General features: G+C 59.0%; 24 protein-coding genes and 1 riboswitch. Of the genes, 14 read left to right on the forward strand and 10 right to left on the reverse strand.

Features of this window, described 5'->3' with window-relative positions; all coding sequences use genetic code 11:
- Positions 1-27 precede the first annotated feature (27 nt).
- On the reverse strand, positions 28-1,437 hold the full coding sequence (gene ahcY, locus V0R60_RS15340; protein ID WP_330080401.1) for an adenosylhomocysteinase: 1,410 nt from the start codon (positions 1,435-1,437) through the stop codon (positions 28-30).
- 21 nt (positions 1,438-1,458) lie between these two features.
- Positions 1,459-1,563, reverse strand: a riboswitch (S-adenosyl-L-homocysteine riboswitch).
- 182 nt (positions 1,564-1,745) lie between these two features.
- Here ahcY and V0R60_RS15345 point away from each other — a divergent pair.
- Positions 1,746-2,147 (forward strand): acyl-CoA thioesterase, encoded by a 402-nt coding sequence (locus tag V0R60_RS15345; RefSeq protein WP_136478480.1) that lies wholly within the window; start codon positions 1,746-1,748, stop codon positions 2,145-2,147.
- Between the two features lie 66 nt (positions 2,148-2,213).
- Here the strand turns inward: V0R60_RS15345 and V0R60_RS15350 are convergent, their stop codons facing one another.
- Positions 2,214-3,449, reverse strand: a complete 1,236-nt coding sequence (locus V0R60_RS15350; RefSeq protein ID WP_136478479.1) for a cation:proton antiporter — start codon at positions 3,447-3,449, stop codon at positions 2,214-2,216.
- Between the two features lie 222 nt (positions 3,450-3,671).
- Here V0R60_RS15350 and V0R60_RS15355 point away from each other — a divergent pair, with 222 nt between their 5' ends.
- Complete coding sequence (locus V0R60_RS15355; protein ID WP_136478478.1) at positions 3,672-4,505, forward strand: EamA family transporter; 834 nt, start codon at positions 3,672-3,674, stop codon at positions 4,503-4,505.
- 25 nt (positions 4,506-4,530) lie between these two features.
- A complete protein-coding gene (locus V0R60_RS15360) occupies positions 4,531-4,917 on the forward strand; it encodes an MAPEG family protein (RefSeq protein WP_136478477.1) in 387 nt (128 codons plus the stop codon).
- On the opposite strand, the gene mltA is transcribed toward V0R60_RS15360, so the two are convergent.
- Complete coding sequence (mltA, locus tag V0R60_RS15365) at positions 4,914-6,065, reverse strand: murein transglycosylase A (protein ID WP_330080400.1); 1,152 nt, start codon at positions 6,063-6,065, stop codon at positions 4,914-4,916. The two genes, V0R60_RS15360 and mltA, sit on opposite strands and share 4 nt — an antisense overlap.
- 130 nt (positions 6,066-6,195) lie before the next feature.
- Between mltA and V0R60_RS15370 the strand changes: the two genes are divergently transcribed.
- Positions 6,196-6,645 (forward strand): c-type cytochrome, encoded by a 450-nt coding sequence (locus V0R60_RS15370; RefSeq protein ID WP_330080399.1) that lies wholly within the window; start codon positions 6,196-6,198, stop codon positions 6,643-6,645.
- An 81-nt stretch (positions 6,646-6,726) separates the two neighbouring features.
- Here the strand turns inward: V0R60_RS15370 and V0R60_RS15375 are convergent, their stop codons facing one another.
- From V0R60_RS15375 to V0R60_RS15390, 4 genes are all read right to left on the reverse strand, one after another.
- Positions 6,727-7,113: a DUF1090 domain-containing protein gene (locus V0R60_RS15375; protein ID WP_136479044.1), complete on the reverse strand. Its 387-nt coding sequence runs from the start codon at positions 7,111-7,113 to the stop codon at positions 6,727-6,729.
- 131 nt (positions 7,114-7,244) lie between these two features.
- The gene (gene ligB, locus V0R60_RS15380; RefSeq protein ID WP_330080427.1) at positions 7,245-8,924 is read right to left on the reverse strand and encodes an NAD-dependent DNA ligase LigB; all 1,680 of its coding nucleotides are present in this window, start codon (positions 8,922-8,924) and stop codon (positions 7,245-7,247) included.
- Positions 8,925-9,079: 155 nt separating this feature from the next.
- Entirely contained in the window at positions 9,080-10,270 is a 1,191-nt protein-coding gene (gene metK / locus V0R60_RS15385; protein WP_136478474.1) for a methionine adenosyltransferase, read from the reverse strand.
- A 19-nt stretch (positions 10,271-10,289) separates the two neighbouring features.
- Positions 10,290-11,285, reverse strand: coding sequence for an ArsR/SmtB family transcription factor (locus V0R60_RS15390; protein ID WP_330080398.1), 996 nt, complete (start codon positions 11,283-11,285; stop codon positions 10,290-10,292).
- A 259-nt stretch (positions 11,286-11,544) separates the two neighbouring features.
- Between V0R60_RS15390 and tkt the strand changes: the two genes are divergently transcribed.
- From tkt to V0R60_RS15435, 9 genes are all read left to right on the forward strand, one after another.
- Positions 11,545-13,542, forward strand: coding sequence for a transketolase (gene tkt, locus V0R60_RS15395; protein WP_136478472.1), 1,998 nt, complete (start codon positions 11,545-11,547; stop codon positions 13,540-13,542).
- 118 nt (positions 13,543-13,660) lie between these two features.
- Positions 13,661-14,728, forward strand: coding sequence for an erythrose-4-phosphate dehydrogenase (gene epd, locus V0R60_RS15400; RefSeq protein WP_136478471.1), 1,068 nt, complete (start codon positions 13,661-13,663; stop codon positions 14,726-14,728).
- 12 nt (positions 14,729-14,740) lie between these two features.
- Entirely contained in the window at positions 14,741-15,904 is a 1,164-nt protein-coding gene (locus V0R60_RS15405; protein ID WP_330080397.1) for a phosphoglycerate kinase, read from the forward strand.
- Positions 15,905-15,936: 32 nt separating this feature from the next.
- Entirely contained in the window at positions 15,937-16,155 is a 219-nt protein-coding gene (locus V0R60_RS15410; RefSeq protein ID WP_136478469.1) for a hypothetical protein, read from the forward strand.
- A 51-nt stretch (positions 16,156-16,206) separates the two neighbouring features.
- Positions 16,207-16,533, forward strand: a complete 327-nt coding sequence (locus V0R60_RS15415; protein WP_136478468.1) for an MliC family protein — start codon at positions 16,207-16,209, stop codon at positions 16,531-16,533.
- 99 nt (positions 16,534-16,632) lie between these two features.
- Positions 16,633-17,697: a class II fructose-bisphosphate aldolase gene (gene fba, locus V0R60_RS15420; RefSeq protein ID WP_045182031.1), complete on the forward strand. Its 1,065-nt coding sequence runs from the start codon at positions 16,633-16,635 to the stop codon at positions 17,695-17,697.
- A gap of 216 nt (positions 17,698-17,913) precedes the next feature.
- On the forward strand, positions 17,914-20,034 hold the full coding sequence (locus tag V0R60_RS15425) for a putative bifunctional diguanylate cyclase/phosphodiesterase (protein ID WP_330080396.1): 2,121 nt from the start codon (positions 17,914-17,916) through the stop codon (positions 20,032-20,034).
- A 39-nt stretch (positions 20,035-20,073) separates the two neighbouring features.
- On the forward strand, positions 20,074-20,574 hold the full coding sequence (locus V0R60_RS15430) for a M48 metallopeptidase family protein (protein WP_330080395.1): 501 nt from the start codon (positions 20,074-20,076) through the stop codon (positions 20,572-20,574).
- A gap of 17 nt (positions 20,575-20,591) precedes the next feature.
- Positions 20,592-20,888 (forward strand): winged helix-turn-helix domain-containing protein, encoded by a 297-nt coding sequence (locus tag V0R60_RS15435; protein WP_330080394.1) that lies wholly within the window; start codon positions 20,592-20,594, stop codon positions 20,886-20,888.
- 56 nt (positions 20,889-20,944) lie between these two features.
- On the opposite strand, the gene V0R60_RS15440 is transcribed toward V0R60_RS15435, so the two are convergent.
- Positions 20,945-21,397 carry a GNAT family N-acetyltransferase gene (locus V0R60_RS15440; protein ID WP_330080393.1) on the reverse strand — a complete coding sequence of 151 codons (453 nt, stop codon included), beginning with the start codon at positions 21,395-21,397 and terminating at the stop codon, positions 20,945-20,947.
- A 240-nt stretch (positions 21,398-21,637) separates the two neighbouring features.
- On the opposite strand from V0R60_RS15440, the gene V0R60_RS15445 reads away from it, so the two are divergent.
- Complete coding sequence (locus V0R60_RS15445) at positions 21,638-22,375, forward strand: substrate-binding periplasmic protein (protein WP_136478463.1); 738 nt, start codon at positions 21,638-21,640, stop codon at positions 22,373-22,375.
- Here V0R60_RS15445 and yccS read toward each other — a convergent pair whose 3' ends face one another.
- Positions 22,376-24,556 carry a YccS family putative transporter gene (gene yccS, locus V0R60_RS15450; protein ID WP_330080392.1) on the reverse strand — a complete coding sequence of 727 codons (2,181 nt, stop codon included), beginning with the start codon at positions 24,554-24,556 and terminating at the stop codon, positions 22,376-22,378. It abuts the gene before it with no gap.
- Positions 24,557-24,673: 117 nt separating this feature from the next.
- Complete coding sequence (locus tag V0R60_RS15455) at positions 24,674-25,855, reverse strand: BaiN/RdsA family NAD(P)/FAD-dependent oxidoreductase (protein WP_136478461.1); 1,182 nt, start codon at positions 25,853-25,855, stop codon at positions 24,674-24,676.
- Positions 25,856-25,924 lie beyond the last annotated feature (69 nt).

Here is a 25,924-nt window from a genome sequence, read left to right on the forward strand (position 1 = left end):
ACCCCTTGAAGCTTGCCGCCATCGGCTTTAGTAGCGATAGGCGTTTGGCTTGAACGGACCTTCGACAGTCACGCCGATGTATTCGGCTTGCTGAGGGGTCAGTTGGGTCACTACGCCGCCGAAGCCGCGGACCATTTCCAGGGCCACTTCTTCATCCAGCTTCTTCGGCAGTACTTCAACCGTGAGGCGCTCGGCTTTCTGAACTGGCGACAGGTCAGCGTACTTCTGGCCGAACAGGAAGATCTGCGCCAGTACCTGGTTGGCGAACGAGCCATCCATGATGCGGCTTGGGTGGCCGGTGGCGTTACCCAGGTTTACCAGGCGGCCTTCAGCCAGCAGGATCAGGTAGTCATCGTTTTGCGGGTCGAAATCGCCAGCGCCGGTACGGTGGATCTTGTGGACCTGAGGCTTGACCTCTTCCCATGCCCAGTTCTTGCGCATGAAAGCGGTGTCGATCTCGTTGTCGAAGTGGCCGATGTTGCACACCACGGCACGCTTTTTCAGGGCCTTGAGCATGTTCGCATCGCAAACATTGACGTTGCCGGTGGTGGTCACGATCAGGTCGATCTTGCCCAGCAGCGCTTTGTCGATGCTTGCTTCAGTACCGTTGTTGATACCGTCGATGAATGGCGAGACCAGCTCGAAGCCGTCCATGCAGGCTTGCATGGCGCAGATCGGGTCGACTTCGGTGACCTTGACGATCATGCCTTCCTGACGCAGCGACTGCGCCGAGCCCTTGCCCACGTCACCGTAGCCGATTACCAGGGCTTGCTTGCCCGACAGCAGGTGGTCGGTGCCGCGCTTGATGGCGTCGTTGAGGCTGTGACGGCAGCCGTACTTGTTGTCGTTCTTGCTCTTGGTGACCGAGTCGTTGACGTTGATGGCCGGGATTTTCAGCTCGCCCTTGGCCAGCATGTCCAGCAGGCGATGTACGCCAGTGGTGGTTTCTTCGGTGACGCCATGAACGCGCTCGAGCACGGCTGGGTATTTCTTGTGCAGCAGTTCGGTCAGGTCACCACCGTCGTCGAGGATCATGTTGGCGTCCCATGGGGCGCCGTCCTTGAGGATGGTTTGCTCCAGGCACCACTCGTACTCTTCTTCGGTCTCGCCTTTCCAGGCGAACACAGGAATGCCGGCAGCGGCGATAGAGGCAGCGGCCTGGTCCTGGGTGGAGAAAATGTTGCAGGACGACCAGCGTACTTCGGCACCCAGGGCAACCAGGGTTTCGATCAGCACGGCAGTCTGAATGGTCATGTGGATGCAGCCGAGGATCTTGGCACCTTTGAGCGGTTGCTCTTCAAGGTACTTGCGGCGCAGGCCCATCAGTGCAGGCATTTCCGATTCGGCGATGATGGTTTCGCGACGGCCCCAGGCAGCCAGGGAGATGTCAGCGACTTTGAAATCGGTAAAACCGGCAGGCGTAATTACAGCGCTCATGAAGAGCCTCCATTCGTAATGTGCGAATGGGCGCCGTTGTGCGTTTAGTGCCTGCAGGCAAGCCTGGCCAGACAACGCCCTATCCGAGCCTGACAGGTTGAACCTGCTGCAGCGCCCCTCGGACAGGTGGCGGGAACGGTATCAAGTGCAGATGACCGTTTTGAAGCGTCGGCGATTATAGCTGCGTCGTGGCATCTGCCCAAGGTTTTCTGTCGATTAATCGAGACCATAGTCGATGTTAAATGGAGGATCACGGAAGGCTCTGCCATCATTAGCGGCATCGATTGGCAAGACGGTCAGGAGTAGATATGAATTTTCACACCCGCAAATGGGTCAAGCCCGAAGACCTCAACCCTAACGGCACCTTGTTCGGCGGCAGCTTGCTGCGCTGGATCGATGAGGAAGCGGCGATCTACGCGATCGTGCAATTGGGCAACCAGCGTGTGGTGACCAAGTACATTTCGGAAATCAACTTCGTCAGCGCTTCGCGCCAGGGCGACATCATTGAGCTGGGTATCACGGCAACCGAGTTTGGCCGTACCTCAATCACCCTCAAGTGCGAAGTGCGTAACAAGATCACCCGCAAGAGCATCCTGACGGTGGACAAGATGGTCTTCGTCAACCTTGGTGAAGATGGACTCCCGGCAGCTCATGGACGGACCGAGATCAAGTACGTCCAGGATCAGTTCCCGGACACCGCTGTGGAGTAACACAGCATCGCCGCGCAAGCCCGCGCCCATTGATACCCAGGGCGTGGGCTTGCCGCGTAACGGCCGTCAAGGCTGCTCGGTAACCCCGCGCACCACGCGACCAATCGTCAAGCCCTGTAGCAGGATCGACGACAGCACCACGATGTAGGTGATGCTCAGCAGCAAGTCACGTTCGGTGCCTGGCGGCAGCGACAGGGCCAGGGCTACCGATACACCACCGCGCAAACCACCCCAGGTCAGGACCCGGACGGTGCCGCGTGGCACGCTGCGCCAGCGCCGCAGCAAGACTATCGCAGGTGCCACTGTCAGCAAGCGCGACAGAAGGATGGCCACGGCCAGAACCCCGGCCGCTGCCAGGTGCATCCACGAGAACGGTAGCAGCAACAGTTCCAGGCCAATCAAGGCGAACAACAGGGCATTGAGCATGTCGTCGATCAGTTCCCAGAAACCGTCCAGGTAGCGTCGGGTCATGTCGTTCATCGCCAGGTTGCGGCCCAGGTTGCCGATGATCAAACCCGCCACCACCATCGCGATCGGAGCTGAAACATGCAGCTCATAGGCCATCGCCGAACCGCCGATGACCAACGCCAGGGTGAGCATGACTTCAACCTGGTACTGCTCGATGCTTTTGATCATGCGGTAGGTGATATAGCCGACCAGGCCACCAAACAGTGCCCCGCCGATTGCTTCGCGAGCAAAGAGGATCGCGGTGTCGGTTACCGTCGGCGTCTCACCCAGTTGCGCGATTCCCAGCAGCACGGTGAACACCACGACTGCGGTACCGTCGTTGAACAGCGACTCGCCAACGATGGTGGTTTTCAGCGGTTTGGACGCGTTAGCGGTACGCAGGGCACCGAGCACGGCAATCGGGTCGGTAGGCGAAATCAGCGCGCCGAACAGCAAGCAGTAGAGCAGGCTCACGTGCCAGCCGAACAGGGCGAAGATCCAATGGGCCAGGTAACCGATAACCACGGTCGCGATCAGTACCCCAACGGTCGCCAGCAGGCCAATTGGCCAGCGATAGCTGCGCAGGTCGGCGAGGTTTACGTGCAGGGCTCCGGCAAACAGCAGAAACGACAACATCCAGTGCATCAGCAAATCGTTGAAGTCGATCTGGCTCATCAGGCCCTGTACGCGATCTTCCAGTCCCGGGTAGCCAATGACGCTCAAGCCTTGCAGCAATAGGGAGAAGAACAGTGCAGTGACCATGACGCCGATGGTCGGTGGCAGGCCAATGAAGCGGTAGTTGAGGTAAGTAAGCAGGGTGGTCAAACAGATAAACGCAGCGACAAGCTCAAGCATTCCGGGTCCTGTAGTGGCTTTGATTCGGTACCCGATCCCATCGGGCATCCTTTTGATGGTTTTTCGATGGTTTGGGGACACAGTTTTTTGCTTGCATGCGTTGACCACGATCGACGCATTTCGTTTCTCCAGTACGCAATAATGCGCGACGTGGGGCTGAGCTAAGTGCTTATATAGCGGCTGGCCATTGATGACCCGACCTGCACTGCCAAGGACTTTCGCGTGTTAGCCACTTCTCTGGTTCTGGTTGCCGCACTGCTGCATGCAACCTGGAACACCTTGATCAAATTCAGCGGCGAGCGCTTGCTGGTCATCGCCAGCATGGATGCCGTGGCATTGGTGTTTGCACTGGTGATGGTCGCTTTCGTGCAGTACCCGCCTGCCGAAGTCTGGCCATGGCTGCTGGCTTCTGCCCTGTTCGAGCAGTTCTATCGTTTCTTGTTGATTCAGGCGTATCGGGCGGGGGACCTGGGGCTGGTCTATCCGCTGATGCGTGGCCTATCACCGTTGGTGGTATTGGCGCTGACACTGACGTTCGCTGGCGAAACGTTAAGCAATCAGCAGATCATTGGCATCATGCTGATTCCGTGTGGCATGGCTTGCCTGCTGTGGCAGGGCGGTGGCGGTGAGCGCTTGCCCTGGTCGATGTTGCCTGTGGTGGCGTTGATCGGCTTGTGCATTGGCTGCTACACCTGGTTCGACGGCCAGGCGATCCGCCTCTGGTCGCAGCCGTTGGACTATCTTGTCTGGTTGACACTGCTCAGTGCCTGGCCCTTTCCGTTGTTGGCCAGCGTCGCTCGGCGCGCGCCTTTCATTCTGTTCTGGCGCTTGCAGTGGCGGTTGGGCCTGGCGGTGGGGTTGTGCGTGCTGTTGAGCTACGCCCTGGTGCTCTGGGCAATGCAGTTGGGTTCGGTGGCCGAGGCGGCGGCATTGCGTGAGGTCAGCGTAATACTGGTGGTGCTGTTTGGAATGCGCTATCTCAAAGAACCTTTCGGCGGCCCCAGGCTCTTAGCTTGTGCTTTGGTATTGATCGGCATGCTGATCATGAAATTCTGACCGTCCAATCGACAAGGACTTTGCCATGACCGTAGCTCTTTGGTGTGTACTGATTGCGTTGTTCCTGCCGATTCTGTGTACCAGCATCGCCAAATTCAGCAGTGGGCGATTCAATCTGCGCCAGAACCACGACCCGCGTGCTTTTCTCGACAAGCTCGAAGGCTTGCCGCGGCGCGCCCATGCCGCGCAGTTGAACAGCTTTGAGGCGTTCCCTGCCTTTGCTGCAGCGGTCATCATTGCCGACATTGTCGGCAATGCTGAGCAGGTCACCCAGGATGTGCTGGCTGTGCTGTATATCACCAGTCGCCTGCTTTACATCATCTGCTACCTGGCTGACTGGGCCGCAGTTCGCTCGTTGGTCTGGTTCGTTGGCGTGGGACTGATCGTGTCGTTCTTCGTGGTGTCCGCCTAGAGAGCCTTTGGCACCTCTGGCAAGGGTGTGCCTTTGGGCCAAAGCAGCCAGATCTGTCCCTGCTGCTTCATGTTGCCAGCAAGCTCGCCTGCTTCGGCGCCTGTGCCCCAGAACAGGTCGGCGCGTACTTCGCCGGTGATCGCGCCACCGGTATCCTGGGCGGCAACCGGTCGAACCACTGGGGCACCGTCGGGGCGGGTGGTCGATAGCCACAGCAAGCTGCCCAAAGGAATGACCTTGCGGTCAATCGCCACGCTGTAACCTGCAGTCAGCGGCACGTTCAGCGAGCCTCGCGGACCTTCATTGCTGTCTGGGCGGCCACTGAAGAATACGTAGCTGGGGTTGCTCGCCAGCAGTTCCGGCACACGCGTCGGGTTAGCCTGTGCCCAGGCGTGAATGCTGCCCATGGTCACGTCATCTTTTTTCAGCTGACCCTGCTCGACCAGCCAGCGGCCCACCGGACGATAGGGGTGGCCGTTCTGGTCGGCGTAACCGACCCGCAACTGTCGACCGCTGTCGAGCTGGATCCGCCCGGAGCCCTGGATCTGCAGGAACTGCAAGTCCATGGGGTCGGTCAGCCAGGCCAGGACCGGCGCAGGCACACCTTGTTGATTGATAACTTCGGCAGTGTCATAGGGCTTGAGTGTCCGGCCATCCAGGCGGCCACGCAGGCGCTTGCCCTTGAGTTCCGGGTAGACGCTGTCCAGCGCCACCACGATCATGTCGTCCGGCACGCCGTAAACGGGCACGTGTGCGCTGTCGGTCCGAGTCAGGCTGCCGGGGTAGACCGGCTCGTAGTAACCGGTGATTAGGCCGTTGGCACTGTTTTCACCTGAGCGCATGCTGTAGACATCCAACTGCGATTGGAGAAAGCTGCGGACCTGGCTGCTGTCGCTCGGTACGTTTGCTGCGGCACTACAGGTGTTGGCCCAGATGGCGTCGCGCTTGAGGCGCTCGCAGGCACTGCGCCAGGCTTCGAAGCCCGCCAGCAGATCGCTGTCGCTTACTTGTGGCAGGTCTTTCCAAGTGCCGCTGACGTAAGTGGCAAGCGCGTGCGGTTTGGGTTTCTCCGGACCGCCGCCGTTGCAACCGGCGAGCAGCGCCAGTGCCGAGAACGCCAATCCCAGATGGCGCAGGGAAAATTTCATAAACAGGGTTTCCTTGGCGGTTTGCCTGGGGTTCAGCTGCCTGGGCAAACCGTAGATTTAATAAGGGTATTGGTCTTTGGCGACGAGGCGAGGATACTGGCCGCCTTTTTTCCCGTGAGCCGACGTTACCATGATGCTCAAGCGACTCTCTGTTGTATTGCTGGCCTGCCTGACTCTGACCGCCTGCGGCGGTGTTGATCCCAACTCGCCATTGGGCCAGCGCAAGACCATTTTCAAACAGATGCTCAAGACCAGTGAAGACCTGGGCGGCATGTTGCGAGGACGACTGCCCTTTGACGGGCAGAAGTTCGCCGATGGTGCGGTCAAGCTTGATAACTTGTCCCGTGAACCGTGGAAGCATTTTCCGCAGGTTCGCGAAGACGATGAAACCAGCGCTCGAGCAGAGGTCTGGGAAAAACAGGCGCGTTTCCAGGACTTGGCCCGTCAGTTGGAAACAGCTACCGGTGAACTGGTTGCCGTCACCCGAACCCAGCCACTGAAGGCTGCCGACCTGGCGGCGCCGACGGACAAGGTTGAGGCAGCGTGCAAAGCCTGTCACACCGAATTTCGTAACCATTGAATACGGCCAGCGCGAGGCGAGTCCACTCTCAGAGACAGTTCAGCTAGCCCTGTGGCAGGGGGCAAGCCTCGCGAAAAAAACCTACTTCTCGAGTTGATCCAGCGCTTCTTGCAGTTCTTTCTTGGATTCGGCGAGCTTGTCCTTGCGCTTGTTGATCTTCTCGGCGTCACCCTTTTTCATGGCCTTGTCCAGGTCCTTGGTGCGCTGCGTCACTTCGTGGCGGGCGTCGAGGACTTTCTGTTCGCGTTCTTTGCGTAGGCTGCTATCAGTGCAATGCTCGTTAACCTCACTCAGGGCTTTTTCAAGGCCGGCTTTTTGATAAGGGTTAACGGCTTTATCAATTTGTTGTTGGATATCGGCCTTTTTAGCCGCGCAACCAGTCAGTGCTTCAGTTGACTCGGCGGCCTGCAGCGAAGTTGCGCCGAAGCCAATAGCGGTCAACAGGACGAGGTTGGAAAAAAATTTCATGAGCGCCTCCATTCGGGGCATGGCAGAAAAAAGTTGGGGAAATCCTGCCCTGATTTCCTGAATTAAGGAACCCTTGGTGGGCAATTCGATGGCACGAAAAGAAAATTCCTACAATTTTCAGCTCGGCACTTTTACTGTGCGCGGTGAAATCCTTCGATACCCTGCGCCACCAATTGCGCAGCCAGCGCCTGCACCTGAGGGTGATTGAAAAATGCCTGCAACTGCTCGGCGCGCGTTGACCCGATGCCGGGCATGGCGGACCACTGGCTGGAAGTTCTCGCGGTCAGTGAGGACCAGTCAGTATTCAGCTCGACGTTTAGCGTTGCCGGTACTCCCAAGGCGCGCAACCATTGATGGAAAGGGCGTGCGCGTGCATGTCCAACCCCTTGCAGCAGTCGTGCTGCGCTAGCCGTACTTAGCCCCGGTAGCGGATGCAATTGTGCGTGGGTCAGGGCCAGCCAGTCGGCAAGGTTGTTTACCAGTCCTGCCTCTACCAGTTTGCGCCATGTCGCGACGCCCACGTGCGGCATATCCAGCCCATGCTTACCGCTTAACCAGGTAAGCCGAGCGATGAATTGTTCCTCGCAGTCGTGGCTGGGCTGCCAGCAGCTCAACGGGTGAAACTGCTCACTGGCCGGTGACAAGACTGGCACCCGCTGAACAGTTCGATGAACCACTTGCTCCAAGCGAGGGATGGTCAGGCCGGCCAAGCTTATTGCGACCTGATCGCCGGGGCGGATGTCTGCGGACTGCCATCGAGCCAGCGAGCCGACATTGACTTGAGTGATACGCCGATCATCCAGGGTGATGGGCTTTAACTGCAGGACTGGCGTGATCTTGCCAGTGCGACCGATTCTGAAGTGCACATCACGTACTTCAGCCAAGGCTTGGCGAAAGGGATATTTCCAGGCAGCAATCCAGTGGGGTGCTTTGGCTTGCCAGCGTTGCGCCGGCGGTCGACTGTCCTGGCGCAGGACCACGCCGTCAGTGGCAAACGGCAGCGCCGATTGGTACCACTGCCGGCGCCAATGGGCGGCTTCTTCCTGGCTTGCGATGGCAACGCTGTAGCGCTGGCTGTCGGCAAAACCCAACTCGGCCAGCTTGGCCAGGCGCTCAAGTTGCGTCGCGGGACCCTCGGGCCAGTCCCAGACGAATAAACCAACACCGGCGCCCAGATCATCGGTCAACTGTTTGCGGGCCATCAGTCCGGCCACGGTACCGCGGGCGCCGATTCCTCCAGCAGTCGATTGCACATGGCTGTCGAGGCGCCAATAAAGCTCCCCTTGGAGGGTGATGTCGAGGGGCTGCGGTAGGGTTCGGGTGATGCTGGCGAGGTAAGGAACATGTCGGCTCCAGTCATGGCCCTGGCGACCATCGCCACGGCTGAGCAGTTGCACCAGTTGGCCCTGCTGGTAGATCAGCGTGACCGCGACGCCGTCTACCTTGGGTTGAATCCAGATGTCCTGTTTGCCGTTCATCCAGCGAGCGACTGCTTGATCATCAATCAGTTTTGCAACGCCTGTGTGTGCAATGGGATGGTCTATCGGACCACGAGCGCTGGCGAGCGGATTATCGACGCCGTGCAGACTGAAACAACCTTGCAGGTACTTCAGGTATTCACGGCTCTGGTCATAGATTTCGTCGGCCACCAGCGAGATGCCCAAGCGATGGTAGTGTTCATCCCATCTGGTCAGGGATTCGCGTAACTGGGTCACTTCAATACGCGCGCGCTCGGATGTCCACGTTGGGCACTCCTGCGCCTGGGTTGTGGATAAATACAGCGCGAAAAGAACAGCGAGCAGCTTGGGCAACATGGCCAGCATCCTTGCATGGCGAGAACGAATCCTCAGCCTAGGCAATCACCGCGTTCGGTGCGTTCCTCACTTGTCAGTCGATATGTCATGAAAAAGCCCCAGCCGATCACTCGGCTGGGGCTCTCTCGCAACTGAGCGCTTGCGGCTTCTAATTAGAGACCGGCAGCAGCACGCAGGTTGTCAACGCGGTCAGTACGTTCCCAGGTGAAGGTCGTGAAGGTGTCGTCACCCACTGTCTTCTGCTGCGGAGTACGGCCGAAATGGCCGTAGGCTGCAGTTTCCTGATACATCGGGTGCAACAGGTCGAGCATGGTGGTGATGGCGTACGGACGCAGGTCGAAGCACTCACGCACCAGTTGAACGATCTTGTCGTCGGAGATCTTGCCGGTGCCGAAGGTGTTCAGCGAAATGGAGGTTGGCTGAGCTACACCGATAGCGTAGGACACCTGGATCTCGCAGCGCTCGGCAAGGCCAGCAGCGACGATGTTCTTGGCCACGTAGCGACCAGCGTAGGCGGCAGAACGGTCAACCTTGGATGGATCCTTGCCGGAGAAAGCGCCGCCGCCGTGACGGGCCATACCGCCGTAGGAGTCGACAATGATCTTGCGGCCGGTCAGGCCACAGTCGCCCACCGGACCACCGATGATGAACTGGCCAGTCGGGTTGATGTGGAACTGTGTGTCCTTGTGCAACAACTCCGCAGGCAGGGTCTGTTTGACGATCAGCTCCATGACCGCTTCCTGCAGGTCTTTTTGCGACACTTCAGGGTTGTGCTGGGTGGACAGGACCACGGCGTCGATGCCGACGACTTTGCCGCCTTCATAGCGGCAGGTCACCTGGGACTTGGCATCCGGGCGCAGCCATGGCAGCAGGCCGGACTTGCGTGCTTCAGCCTGGCGCTCGACCAGACGGTGGGAGAAGCAGATCGGTGCAGGCATCAGCACGTCGGTTTCATTGCTGGCATAACCGAACATCAGGCCCTGGTCGCCAGCGCCCTGGTCTTCCGGCTTGCTGCGGTCAACGCCTTGAGCGATGTCTACCGATTGCTTGCCGATGATGTTCATGACCGCGCAGGTCGCGCCGTCGAAGCCGACGTCGGAGCTGTTGTAGCCGATGTCGACGATAACCTTGCGGACGATATCTTCCAGGTCTACCCAAGCCGACGTGGTGACTTCACCGGCGATGATCGCAACACCCGTTTTAACCAGGGTTTCGCACGCTACACGTGCGTATTTGTCCTGGGTAATGATGGCGTCCAGCACTGCATCCGAAATCTGGTCGGCGATTTTGTCCGGATGCCCTTCAGACACGGACTCGGAGGTGAAAAGGGAGTATTCGCTCATCTCGACGGGTTCCTAAAATTTACCGATGTTGAGTGTCGCCAGTCGGTCGCTGAAAGTGGCGGACCTGAATCTGGAAACCATTACGTAAGCCCACATATAGGCTGTCCCCGGGAGCCAGTCCCGCTGCGCTGGCCCAACGGGCCAGGTCGTCCTGCTCAAAGCCTAGCCAGATATCGCCACAGGCCTCTCTGGCCCAGCTTTGGTCGTGGCTGCACAACTCTGTTATCAACAGGCTACCGCCTGCCTTCACACGGTTGGCCAACTGCCGCAGGGCTTCGGCCGGGGCGCTGAAATGGTGCAGGACCATGTTCAGCACTACGCAGTCGGCTTCCACATCCGTTGCACTGAGTGCATCGGCCAACTGCAGGTTCACATTGACCAGGCCTTCGCGGTGACAGACCTGGCGTGCCAGCTCGAGCATGGTCGGGCTGTTGTCCAGTGCGGTGACCCGATGGAAGCGTCGGGCCAGCTCGGGCAAAAATTCGCCATCGCCAGGGCCCACTTCAAGTGCGCTGGCGTCATGGGCGAAGCTGAGTTTGTCGATCAATGCCAAAAGGCTTTCGCGATATTGCGGCAGCCCGGCGATCAGGTCTTGCTGTGCACGAAACTTTTCTTCAGTGCGCAGGAAAAAATCCTGGCTGGTCACGGCCCGGCGTTGCTGGACCTGGCCGATGCGATCCTGCACTTCTTGCGCCAGGCTCAGCGCATCGACTTCTTCGAGCAGTGCCGCATGCAACTTGCCGCCAAGACGCAAGGCATCGGGCAGAGCGCGGCGGTAGAAAATTGCGTTGCCTTCGCGCCGGGTCGCTACCAGTCCGGCCTGGGCCAGGACCTTGAGGTGGTGGCTGATGCCGGACTGGCCAATGGCGAATATCTGCGCCAATTCCAGTACGCCGAAGGAATCGCTGGCCAATGCCCGCAGTACATTGAGGCGCAGCGGATCGCCGCTGGCTTTGCACAAGGCAGCCAGTTCGTCATTTTGCTCGAGGCGGATCGACGACGCAGGAAGGTTCATGGGGCCGCAGTCTAGTCAGGCGGCGGCATCGTCGCAAGGGCAATATCAAAAAGTTTTGATATTGCGTGATGAGCGGGTCAATTCGTCGCAGCGCGTACGACGGATCCTGCTGTTTGCCCTGATTAACGCCTGATTCTTGTCTCAATCACAGGAAAATCATGCTGCATCGACCATCCGTCATTGCCCCCGAGCACGTGCCTGGGCGAAAATGGCCGCCTTTTTTCGTTTCATAATTAATTCAAGCCCCAGGAGATAAGCGATGCCCAGCCGTCGTGAACGTGCCAACGCCATTCGTGCCCTTAGCATGGATGCCGTGCAAAAGGCCAACAGCGGCCATCCAGGTGCCCCTATGGGCATGGCGGATATCGCTGAGGTTCTTTGGCGCGACTATTTGAAACACAGCCCAAGCAACCCGAATTTCGCTGACCGTGACCGCTTTGTGTTGTCCAACGGCCACGGCTCGATGCTGATCTATTCGCTGCTGCACCTGACCGGCTACGACCTGTCGATTGACGACCTGAAGAGCTTCCGTCAGTTGCACAGCCGCACCCCGGGTCACCCGGAATTCGGTTATACCGCAGGCGTCGAGACCACCACCGGTCCGCTCGGCCAAGGTCTGGCCAACGCTGTTGGTTTTGCACTTGCCGAAAAAGTCATGGGCGCCCAGTTCAACCGCCCAAACCATAACATCGTCGACCACCACACCTACGTATTCCTGGGTGACGGTTGCATGATGGAAGGTATTTCCCACGAAGTCGCTTCCCTGGCTGGCACCCTGGGCCTGGGCAAGCTGATCGCTTTCTACGATGACAACGGTATCTCCATCGACGGCGAAGTCGAAGGCTGGTTCACCGATGACACGCCAAAGCGTTTTGAAGCGTACAACTGGCAGGTAATCCGCAACGTCGACGGCCATGACGCCGACGAGATCAAGACCGCCATCGACACCGCTCGCAAGAGTGAGCAGCCGACCTTGATCTGCTGCAAGACCATCATCGGTTTCGGATCGCCAAACAAGCAAGGCAAGGAAGATTGCCACGGTGCCCCACTGGGCAACGATGAAATCGCCCTGGCACGCAAAGAGCTGAACTGGAACCATGGCCCGTTCGAAATCCCGGCCAACATCTACGCCGAGTGGGATGCCAAGGAAGCCGGCAAGGCTGTCGAAGCCGAGTGGGACAAGCGCTTCGCTGCCTACGCGGCCGCCTTCCCTGAGCTGGCCAGCGAGCTCAAGCGTCGTCTGAGTGGCGAGCTGCCGGCTGATTTCTCCGAGAAGGCTGCTGCCTACATCGCTGAAGTCGCCGCCAAAGGCGAAACCATCGCCAGCCGTAAAGCCAGCCAGAACACCCTGAACGCCTTCGGCCCGTTGTTGCCTGAATTTCTCGGTGGCTCGGCAGACCTGGCCGGCTCCAACCTGACCCTGTGGAAAGGTTGCAAGGGTGTCAGCGCTGAAGATGCCAGTGGCAACTACATGTTCTACGGCGTGCGCGAGTTCGGCATGACCGCAATCATGAACGGTGTTGCCCTGCACGGCGGCCTGGTGCCTTACGGCGCGACCTTCCTGATGTTCATGGAATATGCCCGCAACGCAGTACGCATGTCGGCGTTGATGAAGCAGCGTGTGATTCACGTCTACACCCACGACTCTATCGGTCTGGGCGAAGACGGCCCGACGCACCAGCCGATCGAGCAACTGACCAGCCTGCGCAGTACGCCGAACCTGGACACTTGGCGTCCAGCCGACGCCGTCGAATCGGCGGTGTCCTGGAAGCACGCTCTGGAACGCAAGGACGGCCCTTCGGCGCTGATCTTCTCGCGTCAGAACCTGCAGCACCAGGACCGTGATGCCCAGCAGATCGCTGACATCAGCCGCGGTGGTTATGTACTGAGGGACTGCGCAGGCGAGCCTGAGCTGATCCTGATCGCCACCGGTTCCGAAGTGGGCCTGGCGGTTCAGGCTTTCGACAAGCTGACTGAGCAAGGCCGCAAGGCTCGCGTCGTGTCGATGCCATGCACCAGCGTGTTCGACGCTCAGGATGCCGCCTACAAGCAGTCGGTTCTGCCTCTGCAAGTCGGTTCGCGTATCGCTATCGAAGCTGCCCATGCGGACTTCTGGTACAAGTATGTCGGTCTTGAAGGCCGCGTCATCGGCATGACCACCTACGGCGAATCGGCGCCTGCGCCGGCTTTGTTCGAAGCGTTTGGTTTCACCCTGGACAACATCCTGGGTACTGCTGAAGAGCTGCTGGAAGACTGATCCTGGCGGTGTCGGCTTAATCGCGGGGCAAGCCCGCTCCCACAGCTCTCTGCTGTGGGGGTGGACTTGCCCCGCGATGGCCTCACCCGAGAAAACGTTCTGTTCCGTGAGCATCCCCATGCCCCAACCGCGTCCTTACAAAGTTGCACTCAACGGCTACGGCCGTATTGGTCGTTGCGTTTTACGCGCGCTCTTTGAACGAGGGGCGAAGGCGGGCTTCGAGATCGTTGCACTGAACGACCTGGCCGATCAGGCCAGTATCGAATACCTGACACGCTTCGACTCCACCCACGGGCGTTTTCCCGGTGAGGTGAAGGTCGATGGCGACTGTCTGCATATCAATGGCGACTGCGTGAAGGTTTTACGCAGTGCTACCCCGGAAGGTATCGACTGGGCGGCGCTGGATGTCGACCTGGTCCTGGAGTGTTCGGGAGCCTACAACACGCGTGCCGATGCCCTGCGCTTCCTCGAAGCAGGTGCGCCGCGGGTGTTGTTCTCCCAGCCCATGGCCAGTGAAGTCGATGTCGATGCAACCGTGGTCTACGGCATCAACCAGGATTGCCTCGATGGCAGTGAACGGCTGGTTTCCAACGCCTCCTGTACCACCAACTGCGGCGTGCCGCTGTTGCGCGTGCTGGACCAGGCTTTTGGCCTTGAGTATGTGTCGATCACCACGATCCATTCGGCCATGAACGATCAGCCGGTCATCGACGCCTATCACCATGAAGACTTGCGCCGGACACGTTCGGCTTTCCAGTCGGTGATCCCAGTCTCCACGGGGCTGGCGCGAGGTATCGAACGTCTGCTGCCGGAACTTGCCGGACGAATTCAGGCCAAAGCGGTACGTGTGCCTACCGTCAACGTGTCGTGCCTGGACATAACCCTGCAGACCGCCCGCGACACGACCGCGGCCGAGGTCAACCAGGTGCTGCGTGATGCGGCCCTGAGCGGACCGCTCAAGGGCCTGCTGGCCTACACTGAGCTGCCGCACGCCAGTTGTGATTTCAACCATGACCCGCATTCGGCCATCGTCGATGCCAGCCAGACCCGCGTGTCCGGCCCTCGGCTGGTGAACCTGCTGGCCTGGTTCGACAACGAATGGGGTTTTGCCAACCGTATGCTCGACGTTGCAGAACACTATCTGCACGTTGTCAATCAAACCCGCTCCACTTGTAAACAGCCCTGAAGGACTGCATTCATGACCGTGTTGAAGATGACCGACCTCGACCTGCAAGGTAAGCGCGTACTGATCCGCGAAGACCTCAACGTTCCTGTAAAGGACGGTGTGGTTGCGAGTGATGCGCGTATCCTGGCTTCGCTGCCGACCATCAAGCTGGCGCTGGAAAAGGGCGCGGCCGTGATGGTCTGCTCGCACCTGGGCCGTCCGAGCGAAGGTGAATTCTCTGCCGAGAACAGCCTCAAGCCGGTTGCTGAGTATCTGAGCAAGGCGTTGGGCCGTGAAGTGCCACTGGTTGCCGACTACCTGGACGGTGTCGACGTCAAGGCTGGCGACATCGTGCTGTTCGAAAACGTGCGCTTCAACAAGGGCGAGAAAAAGAACGCTGACGAGCTGGCGCAGAAATACGCTGCCCTGTGTGACGTGTTCGTGATGGACGCTTTCGGCACTGCGCACCGCGCCGAGGGTTCGACCCACGGCGTTGCCAAGTTCGCCAAAGTCGCTGCCGCAGGCCCACTGCTGGCGGCCGAGCTGGAAGCCCTGGGCAAGGCCCTGAAAGCCCCGGCCAAGCCGATGGCTGCCATTGTTGCCGGTTCCAAGGTATCGACCAAGCTCGACGTTCTCAACAGCCTGAGCCAGATCTGCGACCTGCTGATCGTTGGCGGCGGCATTGCCAACACGTTCCTGGCAGCCGCGGGTCACCCGGTTGGCAAGTCGCTGTACGAACCTGACTTGATCGACACCGCCAAGGCCATCGCTGCCAAGGTCAACGTACCGCTGCCAGTGGACGTTGTCGTCGCCAAGGAGTTCGCTGAAAGCGCCGTTGCCACCGTCAAGCGGGTTGCCGATGTTGCCGAAGACGACATGATCCTGGACATCGGCCCGCAAACAGCGGCCAGTTTCGCCGAGCTGCTGAAGTCGTCCAAGACTGTTTTGTGGAACGGCCCGGTCGGTGTGTTCGAGTTCGATCAGTTCGGTAACGGCACCAAGGTGCTGGCCCAGGCTATCGCTGACAGCGCCGCGTTTTCGATCGCCGGTGGTGGCGACACCTTGGCTGCCATTGATAAATATGGCGTTGCCGAGCAAATCTCCTACATTTCTACCGGTGGTGGTGCATTCCTCGAGTTCGTCGAGGGCAAAGTCCTGCCAGCAGTGGAAGTATTGGAACAACGGGCCAAGGCCTGATCCGCTCAGCGCCTGGCAAAAGGAGCGACCTGATGGTCAAGCGACTGCCGATGTTTGTCCTGGTCGGGATGCTGGGCGCCTGTTCCAGCACGCCGGAGCAAGGGGCCGAAAAGCCGGGCGCGCCGAAAGGCGGTTGCTATCAATCGCAATGGCAGGCGGAAACTGTGCCGGTGATTAACAAGCGCCTCGGCCCGGATGGTCTGGAAAAATATGACGACGAACATCAGCGCCTGGCTCCGGGTTGCCCTTGATCGGTTGACGGCAACCTACCGGCCAGTTTGTGGTCTGCTAGAGGATATTGCATGAAAGGTGTCGTGGCCCTGATGGCCCTGGCAGTTCTGGGCGGATGCTCAAGCTTCACCTCTGCCCCGGCGCCGACCGACAATTGGACCCGCTGGGTGTGTGACAGTCAGGCCGAAGTGCTCTGGCGTTTTGCCGACAGCAGTCGGCAGAGCCTGGACGTTCGTCTGGGTGGCGGTGACCAGGTCTATCGGCTGGACGCCGAGCCGGGTGCGTCGGGTGCGCTGTATAGCGATGGCGTCCTGGCGTTCCACAACAAAGGTGACGAAGGCCTGGTTTACTGGGTCGCCACCAACGATTTGATAGGGCGCGGCTGCAAGGCGCCGTGACTGGCCGGGCCGCATGACGCGGCCCACACTACTTGAATAGCAACCGCCACTGCGGCAGGCTTGCACGAAAAACGACGCTTGTCGGGAGAGAGATACACAATGGCACTCATCAGTATGCGCCAGATGCTGGACCACGCCGCCGAGTTCGGCTACGGCGTTCCAGCTTTCAACGTCAACAACCTCGAGCAGATGCGCGCCATCATGGAAGCTGCCGACAAGACCGACTCCCCGGTAATTGTCCAGGCATCGGCCGGTGCCCGCAAATACGCGGGAGCCCCTTTCCTGCGCCACTTGATCCTGGCTGCCATCGAAGAGTTCCCGCACATTCCGGTGTGCATGCATCAGGATCACGGTACCAGCCCTGACGTTTGTCAGCGTTCGATCCAACTGGGCTTTAGCTCGGTCATGATGGACGGCTCGCTGGGCGAAGACGGCAAAACCCCAACCGACTACGAATACAACGTTCGTGTAACTCAGCAAACCGTGGCCATGGCCCACGCTTGCGGTGTTTCGGTCGAAGGTGAGCTGGGTTGCCTGGGTTCGCTGGAAACCGGCATGGCTGGCGAAGAAGACGGTATCGGCGCTGAAGGGATCCTGGATCACAGCCAGATGCTGACCGATCCGGAAGAAGCGGCCGACTTCGTCAAGAAGACCCAGGTCGATGCCCTGGCTATCGCCATCGGCACCAGCCACGGCGCTTACAAGTTCACCAAGCCACCTACCGGTGATGTCCTGGCGATCGACCGTATCAAGGAAATCCACAAGCGCATTCCTAACACTCACCTGGTCATGCACGGTTCCTCTTCGGTCCCGCAAGAGTGGTTGGCGATCATCAACCAGTACGGCGGCGACATCAAGGAAACCTACGGCGTGCCAGTCGAGGAGATCGTTGAAGGCATCAAGTACGGCGTTCGCAAGGTCAACATCGACACTGACCTGCGCCTGGCGTCTACAGGTGCAATGCGTCGCCTGATGGCCCAGAACCCAAGCGAGTTCGACCCGCGCAAGTTCTTCGGCGCCACCGTAACTGCCATGCGCGATGTCTGCATCGCCCGTTACGAAGCCTTCGGTACCGCCGGCAACGCTTCGAAGATCAAGCCGATCTCTCTGGAAGGCATGTTCCAGCGTTACCTCAAGGGTGAGCTGGCCGCCAAGGTCAACTGAGCCCCGAGTAAACGAAAACCCGCAGAAATGCGGGTTTTTTGTGTCTTTCACGGCAGTAATAGGTAATTAATGGCCTGAGCAGTCAGACCGTTAGTCGGCTTCTGGAACTTTACACCGGTGATGGCAATCTGATGACTTCAGAATCAGGCCCGTCAGGTCTAGAGTTAATCTCGGATTTCAGCCGAAATCCGATGTCAGTTTCAAAAGAGAAGCAGCATGGATTGCGCGCAACCTCATTCAACCGATGGCGGTTCTGTTTTACTGGTCGTCGACGATTATCCTGAAAATCTGATCAGCATGCGTGCCCTGCTGGCCCGTCAGGACTGGCAAGTACTTACCGCAAGCTCCGGAACGGAAGCATTGAGCGCGCTGCTTGAGCATGATGTCGATCTGGTGCTGCTGGACGTACAGATGCCCGGGATGGATGGCTTTGAAGTGGCCCGGCTGATGCGCGGAAGCAAACGTACGCGCCATACCCCAATCATTTTCCTTACCGCCAACGAGCAGTCCCACGCTGCCGTACTCAAGGGCTATGCCAGCGGTGCGGTGGATTACCTGTTCAAACCCTTCGACCCGCAGATACTCAGGCCTAAGGTACAGGCCTTGCTGGAGCAACAGCACAACCGTCGTTCGCTGCAGCGTTTGAGTCACGACCTTGAAACAGAACGGGCCTTCAACGCGTCGGTACTCGAAAATGCCGCCGAGGGCATTCTGGTAGTCGCCGATGATGGCTTGATCCGTTTTGCCAACCCGGCCATATCCTTCTTGCTCGATGCACCCTTCGATCAACTTGAGGGAATGAGCCTGCTGAACTTCATCCAGTCGCCAGATTCGACCCTGTGGGCCGATTCGGCGTTCTATCAGGCTTTTTTGCAGCGCGAAACCCTGCGTATCCATGATGCCGTGCTGCGTACTGCGGGCGGACATCCAATTCCTGTGGCGCTGTCGTGTGCGCCGTTGCCAACTGAGCAACGCGCCCTGGTGGTCACGGTGCTGGACATGTCCGTGGTGCGCAACCTGCATCAACAACTCGAGTACCAGGCCATCACCGATCCGCTGACCGGCCTGCTCAATCGGCGTGGCTTCTATCAGGTGGCGGAGAGTGCGCTGTTGCTCAATGAACGTTCTGAGCGGCCACAGGCATTGTTGTTTCTGGACCTGGACGGTTTCAAACGTATCAACGACTCATTGGGGCATGAAGCCGGTGATCGCGTACTCAACTGGGTGGCCGGACAATTGAAGGATTGTCTGGGCACCTGTGCGATTCTCGCGCGCATGGGCGGCGATGAATTCACCGCATTGCTCGATTTGCTGGAATACCCCGAGCAGGCTGCGCGTTTTGCCGAAAAGCTCATCGAACGGATGTCGATCTACCAAGAGATCGATGGCCTTGAGGTTACGCTTGGGGTAAGTATCGGGATTGCTACTTACCCTGAGTGCGGCGGCAGCCTCGATGGGCTTCTTCGCGCTGCCGATGCGGCGATGTATGCGGCCAAGCAGTCGGGTCGTCAGCAGTATCGCTACTATGACAAGGACCTCAATGGTCGCGCACGTTCGCGCCTGATGCTTGAAGACAGCGTGCGTGGTGCCATCGAACACAAGGAATTCAGTCTGGTCTACCAGCCCCAGGTGGCCCTGGCCGATGGCCGGCTGCGAGGTTTTGAGGCGTTACTGCGCTGGCGCCATCCCAGCGTCGGTGATGTGCCGCCGGGTTTGTTCATTCCGCTGCTTGAAGAAGCTCGTCTGATCACCCGACTAGCCAGCTGGATATACCTCAACGGCGCGGCACAACGGCGAGCCTGGTACGAGCGTTACGATGCCGATCTGGTGGTAGCAATCAGCTTGAGCCAAGTGCAGTTCAGCATGCCCAACCTGGTTGATGAGTTGACACGGGTAATTGCCGGCCAGGAGCTTCAACCCCACCAGTTGGAGGTGGAAATTGCCGAGACTTCGCTGCAATACAACCTCGAGGATGGTGTAAAACAGCTGGAAAAACTGCAAGCGCTGGGGGTGAGGATTGCCCTGGACGACTTCGGTGCCAATGCCTGTTCGTTGCGCATGCTGCGCGATCTACCCATCGATACGCTCAAGCTCGATCGACAACTGATCGCGCCATTGCCAGGTTCCACAACGGATGCGGCGATGGTCCGGTGTGTGATCGAATTATGCCGGGAGTACCGGATCACTGTTGTTGCAGAAGGGGTCGAGACAACGGAGCAGGCTGATTGGCTGCGCGCCAACGGCTGTGATTACGTCCAGGGCTTTCTGTTGGCTCATCCCTTGACCGAAGGCGATGCGAGCGAGTTCCCGCGCTTTTTTGACTGGCAGCAGGTGTAGTTGGGTAAACTGCTGCTTTGCTCCTCTGCTGCCTGAATCATGAACGCGCTCAAATACCTGCAAGCCTATCCGCCCGCCCTGCAAGACCAGGTCCGCCAATTGATTGCCAGCAATCGGCTGGGCGACTACTTGCAGCAGCGCTACCCGCAACGCCATGACGTGCAGAGTGACAAGGCGTTGTACAGCTATGCCCAGAGCCTCAAGCAGGAATACCTGCGAAATGCGCCAAACCTGGACAAAGTGCTGTTCGACAACCGCTTGGACCTGACCCATCGCGCACTGGGCCTGCATACCGCGGTTTCACGCGTGCAGGGCGGCAAGTTGAAGGCGAAGAAAGAAATCCGTATCGCCTCGCTGTTCAAGGACGCGGCGCCGGAGTTCCTGAAGATGATCGTGGTGCACGAGTTGGCTCACTTGAAAGAAGCCGAGCACAACAAAGCCTTTTACCAGCTCTGCGAACACATGCAGCCGGGCTACCATCAACTTGAGTTCGACCTGCGTGTCTACCTGACTTACCGCGAGCTGCCTGTCATAGGGTGAGCCGCGAGGACCTGCCAATGGATGTGAGCAAGACCAAGACCAGCTTCTATCGACGCTTGTACGTTGCCTGGTTGATCGACAGCCAGACTGCCAGCAGTGTGCCGGCCTTGATGGAAGCCACCGGCATGCCGCGACGCACCGCCCAGGACACGATTGCCGCGTTGGCCGACCTGGATATCGTGTGCGAGTTCGAGCAGCAGGACGGCGCTCGAAATCACGCCGGACATTACCGGATCCGTGATTGGGGAGCGATCGACAAAGAGTGGATCATCCAGCATTTACGCCAGATTCGAGAAGTGCTCGGTTACCCCTGAGCAGGCATTGCAGAAACGGCCGAGCCCGCTTCTGCAAAATGTGCCGCCGCCGCGATTCAGCCGCGGCGCATGCCGATATGGGGAATGTCGTCTTCGAGGTATTCCTCGCCTACCACCAGGAAGCCATAGCGCCCGTAATAGTCCTGCAGGTGCGATTGCGCCGACAGGTAGACGGGCACACCGGGCCAGTTTTTTTCCGCCCGTTCGAGCGCCTCTTCCAGCAGCTTGTTGCCCAGCCCCTGGCCTCGCGCCGAGGGCGCGGTAACCACGCGGCCGATGACCACGTCGCCACCCTGGGATTCGGGGTCTAGCAGGCGCAGATAGGCTTTGAGCTCATCGTTCTGCCAACCCATCAGGTGACAGGTATCACCTACCAGATCCTGGCCGTCGACTTCCAGGTAGGCACACCTTTGCTCGACTACAAAGACTTCGGTACGAAGCTGCAGAATTGCATAAAGTTGTTCCTTGCCAAGGTCGCTGTGATGTTTGCAGATCCAGTCAATGGACATAGAGGGTTCCCGAACGGTTGATTGACTTGATCATCGCAGAAGGCAAGAGCAAGGACGAGGGTGAAATTGCCATAATTCAACACAGGAAATGACGCGGCTCAAGATAGAGGCCATTTGATATCATTGCCTCTGCCTCGAAGCTTTATCTTTGTGTAATCTGCGCAGATGCGCTTCCAGCGTTATCTCTCAAGCAGTTGAAATCAATGACGTGTATTGACGCGTTTACTGAAGGATTTGGGCATGGCAGCACTGCTTCGAGTCTTGGGTTTGCTTGGATTGCTGTTGGCGTTGAACACCGCGCATGCGCAAAAGCTGCGCTTGGTTGCGGATGTCTGGCCACCTTTTACCGGCGCTGATTTGCCCGGCGGTGGTCTGGCGACAGTTATCGTCACCACCGCTTTGCACCGCGCCGGCTACGACAGCGAGTTCGAGCAAGCACCCTGGGCACGGGCGTTGATGGGGGTGGAGGAAGGGCGTTACGACGTGTTGGTAAATGCTTGGTTCAATGACAGCCGCACCCTTATCGGCGCGTTTTCCACCAGCTATCTGACCAACCGTATTCGTCTGCTCAAGCGTAAGGGCGATCCGCTGAAGTTCAAGACCCTGGGTGACCTTTCCCCCTATCCCATTGCAGTTGTTCGCGACTACGCCTATTCGCCTGCGTTCGATACGGATGCGCGTTTGCAGAAGATACCGGTGCGCAACTTTTCTGTTGCGGTACGCATGCTGGCTGCTGGCAGGGTGGGGCTGACGGTCGAAGACGAGCAGGTAGCCCGCTACATGCTGCAACGCGAGCCCCGTTCGCTGCGCGACAGTGTCGAGTTCGTCGACAAGCCGCTTGGCGAAAACACCCTGCACATATTGGTGAGTCTGAAAAATCCCCGGCATGAGCAAATCATTGCCGGTTTCAATCGAGCCATCAAAGAGATGAGGGCAGATGGCAGCTACGATCGACTTCTCAAGCGTTCAGGGTTCTGATCACTGCGGCGTATCTTTGATCAGGTGCGCCGCCAAGGTGCGCAGCGGGCCCAACTGACGGCAGATCAGCGCCAATTGGGTCTGCACCAGTCGCTGGTTTTCCTCAAGCTCTTCGGGCATTTGCTCAAGCTCATTGGCCAGCGCCTCTTCGGCATCGCTGTGAATCGCCACAGGCAGTTTACTGGCCAGTCCTTCGGCGATTTCATCCAGGCTGTTGGCCAGGCTGGCCCCGGCGCCATCGATCAGTTGTTCGTGGACGTCGGCAGGCAATGTAGTCTCGCGGTGCGCACCCAGTCCTGACAAGTAGCTGAGCAGCGTATGCGACAGCACCAGGAAGCGAAAGCCGACATCGGCCTCTTTGCGAAAATGCCCAGGCTCCATCAGCATGTTGGCCAAGGTGGTCGACAGTGCCGCATCGGCATTGTGGGCGTTGCGCCGGGCCAGGCGATAGGCCAGGTCGTCGCTTTTACCCTGGGCGTACTGCTGCATGATCTGGCGCAAGTAGGTGCTGTTGCAGCTCAGGGTATTGGCCAGCACTTTGTTCAGGCGCCGGCCCTGCCAGTCCGGAAGAAACAGGAATACCGCGAGGATCGCGATCAGACTGCCAACCAGGGTATCGAACAGGCGTGGAAGAAACAGCCCATAGCCATCGCCGACCTGATTGAAGCAGAACAGCACCATCAGGGTAATTGCAGCGGTGGCCAGTGTATAGCGGGTGGTGCGATTGACGAAGAACACCACGCCTGCTGCAACCGCGAACAGCGACTGGATAATCGGGCTCGGGAACAGGTCGAACAGCGCCCAGCCAACGGTCAGGCCAATGCCGGTGCCCATGATTCGCTGCACCAGCTTGCGCCGGGTTGCACCGTAGTTGGGCTGGCAGACAAACAAGGTTGTGAGGATGATCCAGTAGCCTTGGGTCGGGTGAATCAGATGCACCATGCCATAGCCAATCGACAAGGCCAGTGGCAGTCGCAGCGCGTGGCGGAACAATAGCGAGGTGGGCGTCAGTTGCTGACGCAGGCGATTCCAGACATCGGCCAAGTTTCGCGGCGAACGGTCGAGCAGGCTGCTGTCGCTGGCATCGGCCAGGGTGTCGGGGTTACTTGCATCGCTGAGCAGGCGGTCGAGCGTTGCCAGGTTTGCTGCCAGCGCGCGCAGCGAGCGCAGCAGACCGCGCCAGGCGGGGTTGCTCTGGATACGCAAGTGTTCGAGGGAGGCGTTCAAGTCTTCCAGGGCCTGGGCAAAACCGGTGTCGTAGGTGAACGGCTGGCGTAACTGGATCGACTCGGACAGTTGCTGGCAGGCTACACCTTGTTGGCGCAGCAGGCGCTGACAGCGGAACAGTACGTCGCTGTGGAAGAACGCTTCGGTCAGGGCGTTATAAGGGTAGTGCGATGAGCTGGCTCGCTCATGAATGTCCTGAGCGAGAAAATACAACTTCAGGTAGCGGCTGACCTTTGAGCCTGGGCGACCGTTGCCGACCCGGTGCAAAATGACTTCCTTGGCGGCATTGAGTGCGGCCACTACCCGGCCATTTTGCTGGGCAAGTTCCAGGCGCCGCGCTTCCACGTCCAACTGGCGGATGGGTTCGAACAGGCTGGCCTTGAGTTTCAAGTAACGCCCCAGTTCCCGGAACAGCCGCGCCAGGCTTTGCTGTACCGGTTGATTGGAAAACAGCGCCTGCCACAACACGGAAAGAAAGCCGTACCAGGCGGCACCGGCCACCAGCAGCAGAGGCTCATGCCAGAAATCGGTGACTTCGCCGCCGCGCTGGTCCACGCCGATCATGGTATAGACCGATAGAATCAGGGTGGCCGAGGCAATTGCGCCATAGCGTTCACCCAAAGCGCCGAGCATGGTCAGGGCAAAGCTGGCCAATGCCAGGGCGCAGACAAATATGAGCGGGTAGGGGAACAGCAACTCCACTGCCAGTGCGGCAACCGTGAAGCACACCAGGGTCACCGCCAAGGCATTCAAGCGGCCTTGCCAGTTATCGTCGGTTTCAGCCAGGGCACTGGCAATAATGCCCAGGAACAACGGGATCAGCAGATTCATCTCATCCTGATACCAGCACAGCAACATGCTGCCGGTCAGAGCGATGAGTACGCGGATGGCATAGCTGAACTTGTCCAGCGCCCAGATACGGCGCAACGATTGGCTGAACGAGGAGGATGACATGTCGGGTAGGCAGGCCTTGGGCGATGATCGAAATTGAGCCAGTCAGATGGCGACCGTATTACGGATGCCTCTGACCAGCAAAATTTGTTCCTTGATGCGCTGATTCTATCGCGAAGGTTAGACGAACTGCGCGGCCGCATAGGCCGATGCCCAGGCCCACTGGAAGTTGAAACCGCCCAGGTGACCGCTGACATCGAGTACTTCACCGATAAAGTACAGGCCAGGGCTTTTCAGCGACTCCATGGTTTTGGAGGACACTTCCCGGGTATCGACGCCGCCCAGGGTCACTTCTGCGGTGCGATAGCCTTCGGTTCCAGCCGGAACCACCTGCCAGGCGCCAAGCTTGTCGCTGACCTTGGCCAGTTCCGCAGGGGTGTATTGCTTCATTGGCTTGGAGTCGAACCAGTGCTCGCTGAGCAGGTTGGCCATTTTCTTGGTGAAGACTTCGCCCAGCAGGGTTTTCAATTCGCTGTTGGGGCGTTCGGCCTGTTGCTGTTGCAGCCAGCTCAAGGCGTCGTGATCCGGTAGCAGGTTGATTTCAACCGTGTCGCCCGCTTCCCAGAACGACGAGATCTGCAGGATTGCCGGCCCGCTCAGGCCACGGTGGGTGAACAGGAGGTTTTCGCGGAAGCTGGTGCCATTGCAACTGGCGATGCAGTCCACGGAACTGCCGGACAGCTCTGTGCAGATCCCCTTGAGCACCGGCTCGGTGATGGTAAACGGCACCAGCGCTGCGCGCGTTGGCAGCAGGTTGTGACCGAACTGGCGAGCCACTTGATAGCCGAAGCCGGTGGCGCCCAGGGTTGGAATCGACAGGCCCCCCGTTGCAATTACCAGCGACTGGCAGCGGAACTGCCCAGCACTGGTTTCCAGCAGATAGCCTGCGTCGACTTTCTCGATCTGGTCAATGCGGGTGTCCATGCGCAGTTCGGCGCCGGCGTTCGCGCACTCGGTGAGGAGCATGTCGAGAATGTCACTGGACTTGTTATCGCAGAACAGTTGGCCAAGCTTTTTCTCGTGATACGGCACGGCATGCTTACCGACCATCTCGATGAAATCCCACTGGGTGTAACGGGCCAGCGCCGACTTGCAGAAGTGCGGGTTCTGCGACAGGAAGTTGGCAGGTTCGGTGTACATATTGGTGAAGTTACAGCGGCCACCACCGGACATCAGGATTTTCTTGCCCGGTTTATTGGCGTGGTCGAGCAGCAGCACCTGACGGCCGCGACCTGCAGCAGTCAAGGCACACATCAGGCCGGCGGCGCCTGCGCCAATGATGATCACTTCGGTGGAGCGCACTGCGAAATCCTCAAGATACGGGAGTGAAACTATCGCGGGGCAAGCTCGCTCCGCTGGGAGCGGGCTTGC

Source organism: Pseudomonas auratipiscis, assembly GCF_036324085.1.
Lineage (GTDB): Bacteria > Pseudomonadota > Gammaproteobacteria > Pseudomonadales > Pseudomonadaceae > Aquipseudomonas > Aquipseudomonas auratipiscis.